This window comes from Martelella sp. NC20 (genome assembly GCF_013459645.1).
In the GTDB taxonomy this organism is placed as follows: Bacteria; Pseudomonadota; Alphaproteobacteria; order Rhizobiales; family Rhizobiaceae; genus Martelella.
Genome location: NZ_CP054861.1, coordinates 2,497,113 through 2,514,322, shown reverse-complemented (window position 1 = coordinate 2,514,322; position 17,210 = coordinate 2,497,113). Strand labels below are relative to the sequence as shown.

Below are 17,210 nucleotides of genomic sequence, written 5' to 3'. Positions count from 1 at the left end.
ACCTTGCGCGGCCGCTCAATATTCCGGGCTGAAACGGCGCCCCTCGCGCGCCGACCGGTCGATCGCATGGATGACGCTTTCGAAGCCGAGCGCATCGGTAAAATTCGGAAACGCCTCCTCGCCCTTCGCGATCGCGGTGAGGAGACCCGCCGCCTCGATGATCTTGAGATCGCCGAAGCCGAGCTGATGGCCGGGCGCCGGGCAGAACGCGCCATAGGGCGGGTGCTCCGGGCCGGTCAATATCGTGCGGAAGCCCTGCTCCGCCTTTGGTCCGTCATTGGCGTAGAACTGCAACTCGTTCATCCGCTCCTGGGCGAAGGTGATCATGCCTCTGGTTCCGTGCACCTCCCAGTCGAGCTTGTTCTTGCGTCCCCAGGCCGAGCGCGAGGTGCAAAGCGTGCCCTGCGCGCCGGAGGCAAAGCGCAGGATCGCCGAGGCCGTATCCTCGTTTTCCACCGCGCCACGCCCGGTGCCATCGGCCAGAGGCCGTGTTTCGTGAATGATCTGGGTATCGGCGATGAGGCTTTCGATCGGCCCCATCAGCACATGCGCCATCGAAACGAGATGGCATCCGAGATCGCCAAGCGTTCCGAGCCCGGCGTCCGCGCGTTTGGCGCGCCATGTCCAGGGCAGGTCGGGATCGGCCTGATAGTCTTCGTCCACCCATCCCCGGAAATGGACCGGACGGCCGATCGTCCCCTTTGCGATCAGCGCGCGGGCGTGGGTGACGGCGGGATTGTGGATGTAATTGTAGCCGACAATGGTGCGCACACCCGCAGCACGGGCGGCCTCGGCCATTTCCCGCGCATCCTCGAAGGTCAGCGCCAGCGGCTTTTCGCAATGAACGTGCTTGCCGGCATCGATCGCGGCGAGCGCCATCTCGCGATGGAGGCCGTTCGGCGTGGTGATCGACACGATGTCGACGGCGGGGTCGGCCACAAGCGCGCGCCAGTCATCTGTCGCGCGCGCGAACCCGAACTGACGGCCAAGCGTTGCGGCCTTGTCGGCCGGCGTATCGCAAAGAACGGCAAGGTCCACGTCCGGAAGCCCGCCGAAAACCGGCCCTGCCGAGCGATACGCCAATGCATGGGCCTTGCCCATAAACCCAGTCCCGATCAGCCCGAGGCCCAGTCTCATATCCCGCTCCCATGGAAATGCTCCTGAAGGCTTGGTGGTCCTTATCAAATCCGCTGTCAAGATCGGCAGCGCCCTGCAAAGGCCATATCGGGCGCAATGCAGATCAGCCCTGCTCGACCGCCTCGATCGCGCTCATCCCCCCGACGACGGGCGCAAAATCGGACCAGACCGCCCGCGCCCCCGCGCGCCAGGCGTCCATATCCTCCGGCTCAAGGAAGGTCGCGCCACTGGCGCTCGCAAGGGCCACCGATTGCGCCTCGTCCTCGACGATCAGGCGATTGAAATAGAGCGCGGCCTCGGATGAGATGGCGCTGAGCACGGCCTGCGTGTCGGGGTCCAGGCTGTTCCAGAAGCCGGCCGAAAAATAGATCACCCCGGAGGCGCGGATATGACCGGTCTCGGTCATGAACGGAACCACTTCGTAAAGCCTGAACCCGGCATAGGCCGACTTCGTCAGATCCATCGCATCCGCGACCCCGGAGGCGAGCGCATTATAGGTTTCGGTGATCGGGATGCCGACCGGCGTCGCGCCATACGCACTCCATAAACGGGTGTGGAGCGGCGTGTTGATGACGCGGATGGTCCTGCCCTCCATCTGCCCGGGCCGCGTGACCGGCTCCCTGGCAAGCAGGTTGCGGGCGCCGTAATCGATGTAGCCGCCAACGATGAACTGCTCGCGCGCAAGCCTTTCCGCAAGGTCCTCGCCGACCGGACCGTTAACGACGTCGCGAAGATGACCGGCATCGCGAAACAGGAATGGCAGGTCGAGCAGCTGCAATTGCGGCACCCAGGCCGAAAGCGCCGAAACGGTGGAGAGACTGGCCTGCACCGAACCGAGGCGGATATTTTCCGCCACCTGCTTTTCGCCCCCCAGCGCGCCATTGGTCACGATCCGGAAACGGAACCGGCCCGGAAGCCGCCGCTCGGCCGCATCGGCGAAGAAGCGCCAGACCCGGGTTTCGGGCTTGTCCTCGCCGAGAAGCGAGGCGACGACGATATCGCGCGTGGCGGCGCTGGCGGTCCGAATAGTGGCAGGGGCGGCAAGAAATGCTCCGGCGGCGGTTTTGAGCAATTCGCGGCGGTTGAGAGAAGACATGGGGACATCCTTTCAGAAAACAACAGCGAGGACGCTGAGGACGAACAAGGCGGCGACATGCGCCAGAAGAAATGGACGCATCGCCCTGAACAGGGTCTCGGGCGAAAGACCGGTGACGCCGCCGACCACAAACACCAGCATGCCCACCGGCGGCGTGAGCCCGCCGATCATCAGGTTGACGACCAGAATGACGCCAAAGCGGATCGGATCGATCCCGGCGGAAATGGCGACCGGCAGAAGGACAGGTCCGAAAAGCAGGATCGCCGCCCCGATATCCATCACCAGACCGGCGAGCAGCAGAATTGCGTTGGCGAGGAGGAGGACGGCAACAGCGCCGCCCCCGAGCATCATGGCGGCCTGGCTCACCACCCCGGCGATATCGTCGACGGCCAGCAGGAAGGCGACCGGGGCCGCCGCACCGATCAGCAGGCCGATCGCCGCCGCCTCGGCGGCCGACTGGCGGAAGGCCGCGACAAGGCTCCCCCCGGAGCGGCGGGACAGCACAGCCAGAATGAGCGCGTACATGGCCGCCAGCGCCGCCGCCTCCGTGGTCGTGACGATGCCCAGGCGAATGCCGAACACCACGATCAGGCCGAGACCGAAGGCCGGCAGGGCCGCGATCCCGGCACGCTTGCGCATGGTTGCCGAAGCCGGCGGCCCGCCGCTCGCGGCGGCCATCGCAAATCTTATGGCGACGGCGAGAAAAGCGGCCATCAGCAGGCCGGCAAACAGCCCGCCGACGAGCAGCGCGCCAACCGGAAGATTGGTCGCCGTCGCCAGTATGAGAAAGGCGATCGATGGGGGAATGACATTGTCGAGAACGGAGGACGCGGCGACAAGCGCCCCGGCGCGGGCGGGCGGATAGCCGTGACGCACCAGTTCGGGATGGAACGTCGAGGCGGAAAACGCGGCATTGGCAACGGAGGAGCCGGATGCTCCTGAAAACAGAACGCCGGTCAACAGCGTCGTCTGCGCCAGCCCGCCACGATAATGGCCGACCAGCGAAGCCGCGAATGTGACGAGTTTGCCGGCCGCGCCCGACAGTTTCAGGAACGCGCCCGCGAGGAGAAAGAAAGGGATCGCCAGCAACAGGAATTTAGACATTCCGGCAACGCTATTGACGATGATCGCCTGTTCCGTCTGCAGCGCCCCGAAGGCGATTGCGATATAGGACGATGCCAGAAAGACATGGGCGAGCGGCGCGCCCGCCAGCAAGCCGAGAGAGGCGGCAACCACCAGCGGCAGGCTTGCCGGCAGCCCGGCGTCGATTGCAAGTCGGCCGACCGCCCCATAGACAACGCCGCCGAAGATGAGGGCGAGAAGCAGGGGCCAACCGGCGGACCGCTCCAGCCGGCGCAGGCACAGCAGCGCGAGCAGCCCCAGACCGCCGAAGGCGGGAAAGGTGAAGCGGACCCATTCCGGCAGCCCGAGCGTCGGCGACATGCCGCCAAGCCCGAGGCTCGCGCCGATGCCGCCGACGAGGAGGATCAGCCCGGCGACAACGCTGACGCCGTCGGCCACGACGCGCAGCATCCCGGACGCGCGACCGGACAAGCGCTTTGCGAGACCGTCGAACCGCATCGACAGCGGACCGGAGAAGGTCAATGGCAGGCCCGCGGAAATCAGACCGATGTTCAGCCAGATGCCGAGATCCTCCATGCCGATGACGCCGGTGTGAAAGACATAGCGCAGGCAGACGCCGGCCATGACAAGTGCCAGCATCGCCATCAGGATAACCGCGGCGAGCAGACCGAGGGCGGTTTCCAGCCCGTCCGCAAGCCGTCCGGCCGCGCGACGGGTGACCGTTGCAGCCCGGGTCACGGCCGGCACGGCCTGACGCATGAACGGTCGCCCAGACGGCGGCGCCATTGGCGGCCTGCGGTTCTCATCGGGAGGCAAGGCTTCATGGTGCGATCTCCAGGATGTTGCAATCACGGAGACCGGCGGAGAAGAGAAACACAATGGCGAAGCGGCCAAATTTTCCGTTCCTACGCCGGCATGACCCGGATCAGGTTCAAGGGTCCGGCTCAGCGCCGTCTCAGCATCGCATGATGCACCCCTCGGAATAGTCAGGTTTTGTCCGCCTTTCAGGCCTCTGTCAATGGCATGGCGCGTACGCGATGCCCGGCGGCGGGAATTTCGGGAGCCCGCGATATCCGGAAAAGCCTGTCGGGTACACTCTGTCGGCGCGGGCTCACTGAAGCCTGAGCAGCAGAGCCATCGACGGTTCGCCCGTGACGTTCAGCCCGTTCTGCCGCTGGTAGGCGGCGATCGCCGCGCGGGTCTGGTCGCCGAATACGCCGTCGACGGCGCCGGCATCGTAGCCCGCCGCCGCAAGCCGCGATTGCAGCTGTTTGCGCTGATCGGCGGTGAAACCATAACCGTCTGCGGGGAAACCGCCCCTCAGCGGGCCCGCGCCCGCAATACGGTCGGCGAGATATGCCACGCCCAACGCATAATTGGTGGAATTGTTATAGCGCTTGATGACGTTGAAATTCGGCCCCACGACAAAGACCGGGCCGCCGGGCTGGGGCTGTATCCTGGTGGTTGCGGCGGCGGCGCCCGGCGAGCCCTCCTCGCCGCCCCAGGGCTGGCCTTTCCGCCAACCGGAGCGGGCAAGATAATTGGCCGTGCTCGCAAGCGCGTCGGTCGGGTCGCTGTCCCAGATATCGCGACGGCCGTCACCGTTGAAATCGACGGCGTAGGCCAGGTAGGAGGTCGGAATGAACTGGGTGTGGCCCATGGCGCCCGCCCAGCTTCCGGTCAGCCGTTCGGGGGTGGTGTCGCCGTTTTGCAGGATCCTCAGCGCGCCGACCAACTGGTTTTCGAAGAACACCCCGCGCCGCCCGTCAAACGCCAGCGTCGAGAGCGAGGAAACCACCGGGGTGCTGCCGCGCCGCTCGCCATACATGCTTTCCAGCCCCCATATGGCGACAATGACATTGGCGTCGACACCGTAGGTCGCCTCGATCCGCTCCAGGACATCGCGATAGCGGGCATAATTGGCGCGCCCCTTGGCGACCCGCTCGTCGGATCCGGCGATGGCCAGATAATCTTCTAGCGTGCGGTTGAATTCGGTCTGGTTGCGATCCCGCTCGATGACGCCCGGCGTGTAGCCGGCGTTGGCGAAGGCCGCCGTCAGCGTTCCGTCGGAAATTCCGCGTGTTGCGGCGCGTTTCCTGAACCCGGCCACCCAGGAATCCCATGCGGGATTGGCAACCGGGCGCATCGCCGGATCAGAAACGGACGAAAAACCTCCGGCCGAATTGCCTGCACAGGCCGAAAGCAGAGAGGCAATCGCTCCGAGAGAAAACGCGCGCCGTGTCAGATACATACCGGTGATCCCGTTTCGACGATGAGCGAGTCTAACGCAATGACCCGCCGCCGGAAAGTGCGAGAGATCATCTCGGGCGCCACGGTCCTGATCCGAAAATACGCCATCGCGTTGCTTTTGCGCGCAACCGAACGGAAAACCGGCATCCGGATTTTCGTTAACCCGACGCGTCGAAATAAAGAATCTAGAGCATCGGGCGATGCCAACTCATCGCCCGATGCTCTAGTCGCCGTCCATATCGTAATATTTGTCGCCGTAGTGGGCGGCATAGCCATAGCCATAGCCGTAATTATAGCCGTAGCGCTTGAACCCGTCGGGATCGATCTGGTTCAGGACCAGGCCCTCGACCTTGCCCTCTTCAAACGACCGGATCGCCTCTTCCACCTGATTCTGATGGGTCGAATCCCATTTGACGAGGAAGAGAATGGAATCGACAAACTGGCTGAGCACGCGTGCGTCGGGAACGATAAGCACCGGCGGCGCGTCGACGATGATGAAATCATACTTGGACCGGGCCTCGCGAAGAAGCTCATCCATCTTTCGGGAGGAAAGAACATCGGCCGCATTTTTCGTTGAGCGCTCACCAAAGAGAATGTCGATATCGAGTTCGTCATGATGGAAGACGGCTTCCTCCAGAGTCTTTTTTCCCGAAAGCACGGAAATCAGACCGGCATCGTTCTTGGAATTACCGAAATACCAGTGGAACGTCAGCCGCCGCAGGTCGCCTTCGACCAGAAGGACCTTCTTTCCCATGCTCACAAAATTAAGCGCCAGCGCGATACTGCTCGTTGTCTTTCCCTCGCCAGGGATGGAAGACGAAAGCATGATCACCTGCGGCGGACTGTCGAGATTGGCGAGCACAACCGACGTTCTGAGATTGCGCATCGCTTCGGCAAACGGCGAGGTCGAATGAGTCTGAAGGTAATGGAAGAAATCGCCCCGGTGTTTCGCGGGCACCAGAGGCAACATGCCAACCACCGGCAAACCGGTCAGTTCCTCAAGCTCCTGCGATGTCTTGAAGGTCTTGTTACGCATCTCGAGAAGCAGGCTGAGCAAACCACCGAGAACGAGCCCCATAAGGCCGGCAAGAAGAACGATTCTTTTCTTTTTCGGGGCGCTCGCGATCTCAGGGACGACAGCATAGGAAAGAATGACGCTGTCCGCCTGCTGTACCCCCTGCTGGGCGGAAGTCTCCTTGAGACGCGCCAGAAAATATTCGTATAGCGTTCGGTTGGCTTCCGCTTCCCGCGTCAACTGCTCCAGTTCGAGATAGGCAGAACTCTCGGTCTGAATTTTTGTCTCAAGCGCCGTTTCCGCGGTCTCCAACGAGGCAAGCTGGCTCTTGATCTCGGCCGCGTCCCTGCGGCGATCGACAAGCAGGGTCTCCATCCTCGTGTTGAAACGCGCGGCATCGTTTCTATTGCCTGGAGCGGTGGCCGAGAGGTCGATGAGCGTCGGGTCGCCCAACAGAACGGCTTTGTCCTCATAATTCGATGCTTGCTCGAGTTTCGCGAACAAAGCGTCCGAGGCTGCGACCCTCTGGCGGGTCTCGCTGATGCGATCGCGAATCGACTTCAATTGCCGCTCCAGCCCGCTCAACACTTCCGGCGTGGTCAAGGGCGTATCGGTCTTGAACTGCTTTACGGCATTTTCGGACTTTTCGAGCGCAACCTTCAGTTCGGCAACCCGTTCGCTGAGCCAGTCGATCGCATCGACCGTCGCGCCGCGTTTGACATCGATCTGGCGCTGCACATACTGTTCAGCGATCGTGTCGGCGATCAGCGCAGCCTTTTCAGGGTTCTCTGAGCTCACGGTTATCCTGAAGGTGGTGGTGTCGGGAACCACGCTTGCCGTGAAATGATCCAGCAGGGCGCTCACCACCCGGTCGCGCGTCCGCTCCGGAGCGACGGCCTTGGAGACGGGCTCAGAACCCGTTGGCAACAGACTCTTGACGTAGGCGACAAGTTTCGAAACCGCCGTCGGTTCACTCAAGGCCCCGTTGAATTCCGGATCCGCCGTCAGATTGAGAGTATCGACAACTTTTCCGAGCAGAATTCGCGACCTGATCACTTCGATTTCCGATTGCAGCGCGACATCGTCTGTACCGAGTTGCGCAAGGACGCTCGGCAGATCGATAATTTTTTCTGCCTGGCTGCTCACCATCGTGACCGAATATGCCTGATAGATCGGCGTCGTCATTTTGACGGCGTAATACCCCCCCGCCAAAACAAACAGGCTGAATATCCCCGCAATCAGAAATTTGCGCCTCCAGAAAATAAAAAATATTTTCTGGAGGTCGACCTCGTCATTTTCAGTATTGGTTTTGCTATTTAGCATGTTGCTCAAATACTCAGGTGTAAAACGTGTTGGTTATGCCCTCGATCGATCCCGCTTCTTTTCGCAGTCTTTCCCAGTGTGAGCCGGCCGGGCGATAGACCAAGCGAGCCGACCAGTCAAGTTCCCGGCCGTAGTCGTCGCGACCTGCCGCATTCTTGCGCATGTCAACCTGACTGAGAAATGTCCGGAGCGGAAGATAAGAGCGCGGCATGCCGGGACGCAAGCTCCCGTGCCAGCCTGCCACATTGCGGCCTGTCTCGCACAGTGTACTGAATGACTTGGGGTCTATGGCCGGGCCAGAACCACAAATATCCGGGAAGAATGAAAACACCCGCATCACGCGCAACGCCCAGGACAGCGGCGACCGCCAGAAAGCGGTGGTGCGGGTTGCTCAAGCTTGATCAAAATAGTTTCCCGTCAAAACCAGAATTCATAGTCACTGAAAATGCCGGAAAGCGCAAGCTGCCGACAGCGGTCCGTCTTCACGTGTCCCTGTCATACCAGACGCTGCGCGCAATGCCCTGTGTCCAGCCCCATGCTTGACCTGCCGCCACGCGCAATCACACATCTTTTTTATGGGACAGTCTCTTATACTGCGCCCAGTTGAATTGAACCCTATGGCCGGACTGAAGGCGAAGGCTGGCCGTGAAACGGGCTCCGAACTGATAGGCCGCCACGAACAGGCCAGCAAAAAAGACAAGAGAAATAGCAGCCGCCGCCGGCTTGTCCCAGAGCAACACCCCGGCAATAGCGGGCACCGTGAACATCGGCGCGAGGATCACCGTCGTCATCGGATTGCTGATATGCCGCGCATTCCGGCCAAGGACACTGATCTCAAGCGCGCGCATGACCAGTTGATGAAAATGCAGCCTGTCCGGCTGGTCGGCGGGACGCCCGGCGATGCGACGGCGGAAAATCGCGAGCATCGTGTCCGCGATCGGCCAGAAGAATATCAGCAGCAGCGCCCACGGTGTCAGATCCGGAATGAAGTTCAATATCAGGAATGCCAGCCATGCGAGAACGTGACCGATGCCGTAGGCGCCGGCATCTCCCAGGAAAATCTTCCCCAGCGGAAAGTTGAAGACAAGAAAGCCGAGCATCGCACCGATGACAACGGCGCACCAGGCGCTGACCTCGAACAAGCCGTTCTGGGCGGCAATAGCCGCCAGAGAAGCCGCAACGACAACGGCGATCAGACCGGACAGGCCATTGACGCCATCGACCAGATTGAACGCATTGCAGATACCGGCCCCACCGAAAATGGTTATGGCGATCGCAAACGGCGTAAACGCCATAAGTGCGCCTATCAGGGGAATATCCGCTCTCGGAATCCAGAGTTTGAACAACAGGATCGCGAGCAACGACGATATCGCGGCGGCGAGCAGGCGTTTGCGCGGCGATACGTGAAAGCCGAGATCTTCTGCCAGGCCGGCAAAAAAGACAGGCACAAGAGAGGGAAGCAGCAACCAGAGATGATGACCTGTCGTATCGGGTATAACGAGGCCGAACGCCACGAGAGCGATCAGGATGGCAACTCCACCGATTCTCGGCGTTGGCACCCGGTGAGCGCTCTGAACAGCCGCGGTATCCTTTCGACGATCCGACAATCTGAGGTGGAACTTTCGAGTCGACAAAATCACAGCGCAAATCACGGCTGAAATGACGAACGCACTCGCTAACGCTTGAAAAAAATACCCACTCATGAATGGTGGCACCCCTGAAAAAAAACATGGCTGACCAGGCCGTTCAAATTTAATCAATCAATCAAAATCAAATACAACTATGAAATGTAGAGTGGTAACCCGGAAAGCGGGACAACTAAAAAATGTAAGGATGTAAAAATTACAAGCATTGTGTAATCAATCTACCGTTAAATTACCATATAGCAGCACCTCGTCAACAGAGAACCACAAGATTTATTAGGTCATGAAAAGCTGCGCGGCCAGATAGGGTACACCATATGAGACTTCAACCTATCTCTGTACAACATGCGATCTACAACCACAACGAACAAACGGAGAGGAATGACAGCGAATGTCGGCAAAAGGAATTCTCATCAGCGCCTATGGCACCCGCGGCGACGTCGAGCCTTTTCTGGCTCTGGCAAAGGGGTTGCAATCAGCGGGCTTCGACGTCGTGCTCGCGACCTCGTCCCGTTGGCGGCGGCCATCAGAGCAGCGGTGTCGAACACGCATCTGCGCCAAAACGCCGGAAATCCGGCCTCGCGTCTCCGTCAGGAGAATGGCGTCGAAGCCGCAGTGGACATCGTTATGAATGCTTCAACCATTCCGCAGCCGGGGCACTCCATCTGACTGCGAAATGGGCTGGAGAGAATCCAGGAAGCGCATCCGCACGGCCGGGGCCGCGCAAATACATCGCGGTTTAGGGACGAGAAAGCCGATCGGCCCATCCGATAAAGGGCGGATTGGCAAAATCGCTGTCGGTATCCTGTCTGGTCTTGCCATACACGAAGATCGTGCTGTCCGCACATTCGGTGGCGCCTCCGGCGGCGCGCAGCACTGCATCGCCGGCGGCGGTATCCCACTCCATTGTCCGCCCGAAACGTGGATAGACGTCGGCAACGCCTTCTGCGAGAAGGCAGAATTTCAGCGACGAGCCCACGGAGGTGAAATCGGAGACCCCGATCTTCCGCATGAAATCCTCGGTCTCCGGACTGTTGTGCGACCGGCTGGCAACCGCGGTCAGAACCTCGCCTCTGGAGCGGCATCTGATCGCTTCGGATCGCACCACGGCACCATCCGCAACAATCAGTTTTTCTGCGCCTTCGGCTGTCGTGCGGTAAGCCACGCCCTTGGCCGGCGCATAGACGATGCCGGCGACCGGCACGCCGTTTTCGACAAGCGCGATATTGACCGTGAAGTCCTCGCGCCTGTTGATGAACTCCTTTGTCCCGTCGAGCGGATCGACCAGGAAGAAGGGTTTGCCGGTGATATCGGGAACCACGCCGGCGGCGACGCTCTCCTCGGCGATCACCGGAATGTCGGGAAACGCCCGGGCGAGATGGGCGAGAATGATCGCCTCGGCCTGCTCATCGGCTGCCGTCACCGGCGAGTGATCGTCCTTGTAGGACACGTCTATGCCGTTCTCGTAGATCGACATGATCGCCCTGCCGGCTTCAAGCGCCGCATCAAGAAAGACCTGCTGCATATCGGCCATGGCGCTCATTCCCCCGTCTCCCGATTGGTGAGGAATTCCTCGATCCGGCTTGCCAGCTCGAAGGGATCGTGGCCGACGGTGTGAAGGTGAAGTTCGGCGTTTTCCGGCGCTTCGTAAGGCGAGGATATGCCGGTGAAATTGGCGATCTCGCCGGCCTGTGCCTTTCTGTAGAGCCCCTTCGGGTCCCGCTCGGCGCAGACTTCGATCGGGGTGTCGATGAAAATCTCGATGAACTCGCCATCATCCATCATCTCGCGCGCGAACCGCCGTTCGGAGCGGAACGGCGAGATGAAGGACACCAGCACGACCAGTCCGGCATCGGCCATGAGCCTGGCCACCTCGGCCACGCGACGGATATTCTCGACCCGGTCCTCGGCGGTGAAACCGAGATCGCGGTTGAGGCCGTGGCGGACATTGTCGCCGTCAAGCAGGTAGGTGTGCTTGCCCTTGGCGTGAAGGATCTTTTCCAGCGCGTTGGCGACCGTCGATTTGCCCGAGCCCGAAAGTCCGGTGAACCACAGCACCGCCGGCGTCTGGGCTTTCAGATCGGCATGAGCCTTCTTGTTGACCTCGACCGCCTGCCAGTGGACATTTTGCGCCCGGCGCAGCGCGAAATCGATCATGCCGGCGCCGACGGTCTTGTTGGAAATCCGGTCGATGATCACGAAATTGCCGGTGGCGCGGTTGTCCGCATAGGCATCGAACACGATCGGCGCCTGGGTCGAGATGTTGCACACCCCGACTTCATTCATGTGGAGCGCCTTGGCCGCCTCATGGGCGAAAGTGTTGATGTTCACCTGATATTTGAGGGCGGTTATCGTCGCCGGCGTCTGGTCGGCCTCGGTCCGCAGGATATAGGAACGGCCGGGGATCATCGCCTCTGCATCGAACCATATGATCTTCGCCTGAAACTGGTCAGCAACGTCTGGCCGGCCATCGGGAGCCACCAGAATATTGCCGCGCGAGACCTCGATCTCGTCATCGAGCGCAAGCGTCACCGCCTGCCCGGCCTCGGCGCTGTCGAGATCGCCGTCCATGGTCGCGATCTGGCGGATCGTCGAGGACTTTCCGGACTTGGCGACCGTGACCCGATCGCCGACGGCAACCCGGCCGGACGCGATCTGTCCGGCAAAGCCGCGGAAATTGAGGTTGGGGCGGACGACGAGCTGCACCGGCATCCGGAACGGCTTTTCGGCAAGATCGGAGGCGACCGGAACCGTTTCGAGATGGTCAAGCAGGGCCGGCCCCTGATACCACGGCATGTTTTGCGAAGGCAGGGTGACATTGTCGCCGTAGCGCGCCGAAATCGGGATCGGCACGATCGTCTCGAACCCGAGATCCTTCGCGAATTCCAGATAATCGGCGACGATGTTGTCGTAGACCTCCTGCGAATAATCCATCAGGTCGATCTTGTTGATCGCCACCACGATATGGCGGATGCCGAGCAGCGAGGCGATGAACGAATGCCGGCGGGTCTGCGGCAGAATGCCCTGGCGGCTGTCGACCAGCACGATGGCAAGATCGGCGGTCGAGGCGCCGGTGGCCATGTTGCGGGTATATTCCTCGTGGCCGGGGGTATCGGCGACGATGAACTTGCGTTTCGCGGTCGCAAAGAAGCGATAGGCGACATCGATGGTGATGCCCTGCTCGCGCTCGGACTCCAGCCCGTCCACCAGCAGCGCGAAGTCGATGTCCTCGCCGGTGGTGCCGTGCCGGGCGCTGTCGCGTTCGAGCGAGGCGAGCTGGTCCTCGAAGATCAGCTTGGTATCGTAAAGCAGCCGGCCGATCAGGGTCGACTTGCCGTCATCGACAGAGCCGCAGGTCAGAAACCGCAGCAGCGATTTCTTTTCCTGCTCGGCGAGATAGGCGATCATGTCGCCGGAGAAATCCTCGACCATCAGAAATACCCCTCGCGCTTCTTCTTCTCCATCGAGCCGGCTTCGTCCTTGTCGATCATGCGGCCCTGACGTTCCGAGGTTCTGGCCGTCAGCATCTCGCGCACGATCGCCTGCAAGTCGCTGGCATCCGATTCCACGGCGCCCGTCAGCGGATAGCATCCGAGCGTGCGGAAACGGACCATCCTCTCCGTCACGGCCTCGTCCGGGCCGATCGGCATGCGCGCGTCATCGACCATGATCAGCGCGCCGTCGCGCTCGACCACCGGGCGTTTCGCCGCAAAATAGAGCGGCACGATCGGGATATTCTCCTTCATGATATATTGCCAGATGTCGAGTTCGGTCCAGTTCGACAGCGGGAAAACCCGGATCGATTCACCCTTGCCGACGCGGGTATTGTAGGTCTTCCACATTTCCGGACGCTGGTTCTTCGGGTCCCAGGCATGTTGCGCATTGCGGAACGAGAATATCCGCTCCTTGGCGCGCGATTTCTCCTCGTCGCGCCGCGCGCCGCCGAAAGCGGCGTCGAAGCCGTATTTGTCGAGCGCCTGTCTGAGACCGACCGTCTTCCAGATATGGGTATGGGTGTTGGAGCCGTGATCGAAGGGATTGATGCCGCCCTCAACCCCATCCGGATTGACGTGGACCAGAAGGTCGATGCCCAGATCCTCCGCCATCTGCCGCCGAAAGTCATACATCGCCTGGAACTTCCAGGTCGTGTCGACATGGAGGAACGGAAACGGCGGCTTTGCCGGATAGAACGCCTTCATCGCCAGATGCATCATCACCGACGAATCCTTGCCGATCGAATACAGCATCACCGGTCTGGAAAAGCTTGCGGCGACCTCGCGGAAGATGTGAATCGATTCCGCCTCCAGTCTCTGCAAATGGGTAAGAGCCATTGAATATTCCCGATAATATGAATGAAACCGAATTTTCTAAATGCGGCCTATGAATAAAGGTTCAGCATGAGAAGTAAATCTCATTTTGACCATTGATCCCAGGGTTCTTGGAAAAAAATCCTACGGGCCTGCCGACCCCTGGCAAGGGCCGGCGGCATGCGAGATTGTTCTACCGTTCCGCGTGAAAGGCACTACTCAAAGGATGACAGTCATGCCATGCTCGAAACAAAGGTAAATCACTCATTTTACAGCAGGCTCGGTCAGTTCCGCGGGTTCGCCCGGACGACGAAATCGGGAGAAACGTAACAATCTGGACAATCCGCGGGAAGGTTCGCGGCTAAACTTATCAATTGAACCAATCATCCGGGGGAGGCCGATGAGGATTTCTGTCAAAGGGCTGCTGACCGCCCTTATCGCCTGCATGGCGACCGCGGCGCAGGCCGAACCGGTAACGCTGAAACTGGCGACCGGCGCTCAGGACTCGACGATCTGGGCGAGGCAGGCGCAGGCCTATGCCCAAAAAGTCGAAGAGCTTTCCGACGGTCAGGTCAAGATCGAGATATTCTACGCCGGACAGCTTGGCTCAATGGGCGACACCCTGACAAGCGCCTTGAGCGGCAGGATCGATATGTGGTCGGGATCATTGCCGATCCTGTCCGGCATCGTGCCCGAGTTTGATACGCTGATGTTCCCGTTCATGTTCGACAGCGACGAACAGACCGTGTGCGTGGTTCCCAAGCTGACCGAAACGGCCCGGAAGGCGGCGGGGAGGAAATTTCACTTGCTCACCTTTGCTCCTGTCGAGCATCAGGCCATGGTCGGATCCGTGCCGCTGGTGTCGCCGGATCTCCTGAAGGGCAAGAAGGTGCGCAGCGCCCCCTCCAGATCTTCGATCAACTTCTTCCAGTCGATCGGCGCCACGCCCCTGCCCTTGCCGGCCGAAGACACCCCCTCCGCGGCAAGCACGCATCTGGTGGACGCGGTGAACTTCGGACTGAGCTATGCGATGGCGTCCGGGCTGACCGAGACCCTGCCCGTCTATACCCGGGCGGACGTGCTGTTCAGTCTGGGAGCGGTGATCATGTCGCCGCGGAGCTGGGCCAAGCTCGACGATCAGCAGAAGGCCGCCCTGACCGACGCCCTGTCGGTGATGGAATTCGACGCCAAGCTGCAGGAAATCGATGCCTTTGAGAAAATAATGTCGGAGAAGCTTACGCAAACCGGCGGCACGATCGTCCACCTGACGCCTGAGCAGGAGCAGCTCTGGAAGGATGCGGCGCACGCCACCTGGGACAAATCCCTGAGCGAACTGAGTGGCGATGCCACCGGGTTTTTCGAAGCCGTCCAGACCGCAAAGGCTGACTGTGGATCATGATGCCTGAAGCCGGAAGCAGGAGACGCGCTGCCAGCCGTGTTCCCGTTCGTTTCTCCAGAAGAAGCCCCTCATGATCCGCATGCTCCGACGCTTTCTGAAGGTGATATCGACCATCGAGAAAGCCATCGTCATTCTGACCTTCTCGGCCGTGCTGGCCGCCCTGTCCATGGATGTGATCGGGCGTGAAGTCTTCGCGCAGGGACTGTTCGGCTCCGTCAAGTTTGCGGTTTACGCACTGATTCTGTGCGCCATGGCGGGTTTCGGGCTTGCCACCGCCAGCGGCGCGCATCTCAGGCCCAAATTCCTGGATTTCGTCACCCAGGGCCGCGCCGAAATGCCCGCGCGCCGCGCCGGTCGGGTCGCCTCGGCTGCAATCCTGCTGTTCTTGGCATGGGGCGCCCTGAACATGGTGTTGTTTTCCCGCATGATCGGAGATCGCGACCTGACATTGGGCTGGCTGATCTGGCCGGTGCAGATGGTCCTGCCCGTCGCATTTGTCATCTCCGCCCTGCGCCACCTGATCTATGCGGCCTTTCCCGAACTGGGGCCCGCCGAAGAGGAACAGACGGAATGACAGTGGCTCTGGTTCTGCTGGGGATCGCGGTCCTGCTCCTGATCCTTCGGGTCGAGCTGGTGCTGATCCTGATGTTCGTCGCCGCCATCATCCACCTTGTCTGGGGCGGCGGCGCGCTTGAATATCTGCTTCAGGACATGTGGGCGACGATGGATCGCGAGTTGATCCTGTCGGTGCCTCTGTTCATCCTTGTGGGCGCGGTGATGGGCCGGGGCAGCATCGCCGCGCGGCTGGTGGCGGTCATGACCGCGCTGACCCGGTCCATTCCGGGCGGACTGGCGGTGGCCACGATCCTGTCCTGCGCGGTGTTTTCCGCGATTTCAGGCTCTTCCATCGTGACGATGCTGGCGGTGGGATCGGTCCTGTATCCGGCGCTGATCGCGAACGGTTATTCCCGGTCCTTTGCGCTGGGAGCGCTGTGCGCGGGCGGCACATTGGGCATCGTCATCCCGCCGTCCTTGCCGATGATCCTTTATGGCGTCGTCACCGAAACCAATATCGCAGACCTGTTTCTGGCCGGCATCGGACCGGGACTTCTGCTGACAGGCGTGTTTTCGATCTATGCCATCGCCGTCAACTGGAAGGTACCGCGCCAGCCTTTCAGCCTGACCGATCTGGGCAAGGCCGCCTTTCGGGGCATTCCGGCCCTCCTGATGCCGGTCATACTGCTCGGCGGAATCTACAGCGGCTATTACTCCCCGACCGAATCCGCCGCCATTGCACTGCTTTATGCGCTTGTGGTGGAGGTCGTGTTCTACAGGGAGCTGAAATCCCGCGACTATGTTCAGATATGCGTGGAATCGGCGAAGCTGGTGGGCGCGCTGTTTCCGCTGATCGCCGTCGCCGTTTCCCTCAATCTGGTCATCGCCGAACACCGGATCCCGGACCAGATAATCGCGTTCATGACGGACCATGTGCACAACCAGACCATGTTCCTGTTGCTGACCAATGTGTTGCTGCTGGCCATCGGCTGCTTCATGGATACGGCGTCGTCCATCGCCATCGCCGCGCCGCTGCTGAAGCCGCTGGCCGAGGCTTACGGCGTTGGCAGCACGCATCTGGGCGTGATCATCGTTCTGAACCTGGAAATCGGCATTCTGACACCCCCGCTCGGGCTGAACCTGATCGTGGCGATGACGGCCTTCAAGGAAAATTTCGGGTTCGTCTGCCGGGCGGCCATACCCTTTGTATTGCTGATGATCCTGTGCCTGCTGCTGGTGACCTTCCAGCCCTGGATTGCAATGGCGCTGGTCAACGCTCGGTAAAGCATTGCCGGCAAAAGCCGGATCACCGAAAACACGAAATCTCCCCGTCTCCACGAGCGACCGGATGGAAAACCGATTGCGGGATTGTATCCTTTGTTACATTCTTCCGCCGGCCGGC

Annotated in this window: 13 protein-coding genes and 1 riboswitch; of the genes, 4 read left to right on the top strand and 9 right to left on the bottom strand. The window is 60.9% G+C overall.

Annotated elements, in window-relative coordinates; translation table 11 throughout:
* Positions 1 to 15: 15 nt before the first annotated feature.
* The 6 genes from HQ843_RS11970 to HQ843_RS11945 all read right to left on the bottom strand — a co-directional run bounded on the left by HQ843_RS11970 (position 16) and on the right by HQ843_RS11945 (position 9,607).
* Positions 16 to 1,137 (bottom strand): Gfo/Idh/MocA family protein, encoded by a 1,122-nt coding sequence (locus HQ843_RS11970; RefSeq protein ID WP_180898105.1) that lies wholly within the window; start codon positions 1,135 to 1,137, stop codon positions 16 to 18.
* Between the two features lie 103 nt (positions 1,138 to 1,240).
* The gene (locus HQ843_RS11965; protein WP_180898106.1) at positions 1,241 to 2,233 is read right to left on the bottom strand and encodes a TRAP transporter substrate-binding protein; all 993 of its coding nucleotides are present in this window, start codon (positions 2,231 to 2,233) and stop codon (positions 1,241 to 1,243) included.
* 12 nt (positions 2,234 to 2,245) lie between these two features.
* Positions 2,246 to 4,075 (bottom strand): TRAP transporter large permease, encoded by a 1,830-nt coding sequence (locus tag HQ843_RS11960; RefSeq protein ID WP_180898107.1) that lies wholly within the window; start codon positions 4,073 to 4,075, stop codon positions 2,246 to 2,248.
* Between the two features lie 126 nt (positions 4,076 to 4,201).
* Positions 4,202 to 4,304: riboswitch (TPP riboswitch) on the bottom strand.
* A 123-nt stretch (positions 4,305 to 4,427) separates the two neighbouring features.
* Positions 4,428 to 5,567, bottom strand: a complete 1,140-nt coding sequence (locus HQ843_RS11955) for a lytic murein transglycosylase (protein WP_180898108.1) — start codon at positions 5,565 to 5,567, stop codon at positions 4,428 to 4,430.
* 222 nt (positions 5,568 to 5,789) lie between these two features.
* Positions 5,790 to 7,904, bottom strand: coding sequence for a GumC family protein (locus tag HQ843_RS11950; RefSeq protein WP_180898109.1), 2,115 nt, complete (start codon positions 7,902 to 7,904; stop codon positions 5,790 to 5,792).
* Positions 7,905 to 8,464: 560 nt separating this feature from the next.
* On the bottom strand, positions 8,465 to 9,607 hold the full coding sequence (locus HQ843_RS11945; RefSeq protein WP_246710357.1) for a glycosyltransferase family 4 protein: 1,143 nt from the start codon (positions 9,605 to 9,607) through the stop codon (positions 8,465 to 8,467).
* Between the two features lie 331 nt (positions 9,608 to 9,938).
* Here HQ843_RS11945 and HQ843_RS30035 point away from each other — a divergent pair, with 331 nt between their 5' ends.
* Positions 9,939 to 10,178 carry a glycosyltransferase gene (locus HQ843_RS30035; RefSeq protein ID WP_180898110.1) on the top strand — a complete coding sequence of 80 codons (240 nt, stop codon included), beginning with the start codon at positions 9,939 to 9,941 and terminating at the stop codon, positions 10,176 to 10,178.
* Between the two features lie 108 nt (positions 10,179 to 10,286).
* Here the strand turns inward: HQ843_RS30035 and cysQ are convergent, their stop codons facing one another.
* The 3 genes from cysQ to cysD are packed head-to-tail and all read right to left on the bottom strand — an operon-like array spanning position 10,287 to position 13,878.
* Positions 10,287 to 11,081 carry a 3'(2'),5'-bisphosphate nucleotidase CysQ gene (cysQ, locus tag HQ843_RS11935; RefSeq protein ID WP_180902222.1) on the bottom strand — a complete coding sequence of 265 codons (795 nt, stop codon included), beginning with the start codon at positions 11,079 to 11,081 and terminating at the stop codon, positions 10,287 to 10,289.
* Positions 11,082 to 11,086: 5 nt separating this feature from the next.
* Entirely contained in the window at positions 11,087 to 12,979 is a 1,893-nt protein-coding gene (gene nodQ / locus HQ843_RS11930; RefSeq protein ID WP_180898111.1) for a bifunctional sulfate adenylyltransferase/adenylyl-sulfate kinase NodQ, read from the bottom strand.
* Positions 12,979 to 13,878: a sulfate adenylyltransferase subunit CysD gene (gene cysD / locus HQ843_RS11925; protein ID WP_180898112.1), complete on the bottom strand. Its 900-nt coding sequence runs from the start codon at positions 13,876 to 13,878 to the stop codon at positions 12,979 to 12,981. The genes nodQ and cysD overlap by 1 nt, the downstream gene beginning before the upstream one ends.
* Before the next feature lie 376 nt (positions 13,879 to 14,254).
* Here cysD and HQ843_RS11920 point away from each other — a divergent pair, with 376 nt between their 5' ends.
* The 3 genes from HQ843_RS11920 (at position 14,255) to HQ843_RS11910 (ending at position 17,092) form a co-directional block, all read left to right on the top strand.
* Positions 14,255 to 15,253, top strand: coding sequence for a TRAP transporter substrate-binding protein (locus tag HQ843_RS11920; RefSeq protein WP_180898113.1), 999 nt, complete (start codon positions 14,255 to 14,257; stop codon positions 15,251 to 15,253).
* Between the two features lie 70 nt (positions 15,254 to 15,323).
* Entirely contained in the window at positions 15,324 to 15,827 is a 504-nt protein-coding gene (locus HQ843_RS11915; protein WP_180898114.1) for a TRAP transporter small permease, read from the top strand.
* Positions 15,824 to 17,092 carry a TRAP transporter large permease gene (locus HQ843_RS11910; protein WP_180898115.1) on the top strand — a complete coding sequence of 423 codons (1,269 nt, stop codon included), beginning with the start codon at positions 15,824 to 15,826 and terminating at the stop codon, positions 17,090 to 17,092. Before HQ843_RS11915 ends, HQ843_RS11910 begins: the two co-directional genes overlap by 4 nt.
* Positions 17,093 to 17,210: the final 118 nt, after the last annotated feature.

Excerpts from the sequence above, each read along its gene's own strand:
- HQ843_RS11970 (WP_180898105.1), bottom strand. The coding sequence starts at position 1,137 with ATGAGACTGGGCCTCGGGCTGATCGGGACTGGGTTTATGGGCAAGGCC.
- HQ843_RS11965 (WP_180898106.1), bottom strand. The coding sequence starts at position 2,233 with ATGTCTTCTCTCAACCGCCGCGAATTGCTCAAAACCGCCGCCGGAGCA.
- HQ843_RS11960 (WP_180898107.1), bottom strand. The coding sequence starts at position 4,075 with ATGCGTCAGGCCGTGCCGGCCGTGACCCGGGCTGCAACGGTCACCCGT.
- HQ843_RS11955 (WP_180898108.1), bottom strand. The coding sequence starts at position 5,567 with ATGTATCTGACACGGCGCGCGTTTTCTCTCGGAGCGATTGCCTCTCTG.
- HQ843_RS11950 (WP_180898109.1), bottom strand. The coding sequence starts at position 7,904 with ATGCTAAATAGCAAAACCAATACTGAAAATGACGAGGTCGACCTCCAG.
- HQ843_RS11945 (WP_246710357.1), bottom strand. The coding sequence starts at position 9,607 with ATGAGTGGGTATTTTTTTCAAGCGTTAGCGAGTGCGTTCGTCATTTCA.
- HQ843_RS30035 (WP_180898110.1), top strand. The coding sequence starts at position 9,939 with ATGTCGGCAAAAGGAATTCTCATCAGCGCCTATGGCACCCGCGGCGAC.
- cysQ (WP_180902222.1), bottom strand. The coding sequence starts at position 11,081 with ATGGCCGATATGCAGCAGGTCTTTCTTGATGCGGCGCTTGAAGCCGGC.
- nodQ (WP_180898111.1), bottom strand. The coding sequence starts at position 12,979 with ATGGTCGAGGATTTCTCCGGCGACATGATCGCCTATCTCGCCGAGCAG.
- cysD (WP_180898112.1), bottom strand. The coding sequence starts at position 13,878 with ATGGCTCTTACCCATTTGCAGAGACTGGAGGCGGAATCGATTCACATC.
- HQ843_RS11920 (WP_180898113.1), top strand. The coding sequence starts at position 14,255 with ATGAGGATTTCTGTCAAAGGGCTGCTGACCGCCCTTATCGCCTGCATG.
- HQ843_RS11915 (WP_180898114.1), top strand. The coding sequence starts at position 15,324 with ATGATCCGCATGCTCCGACGCTTTCTGAAGGTGATATCGACCATCGAG.
- HQ843_RS11910 (WP_180898115.1), top strand. The coding sequence starts at position 15,824 with ATGACAGTGGCTCTGGTTCTGCTGGGGATCGCGGTCCTGCTCCTGATC.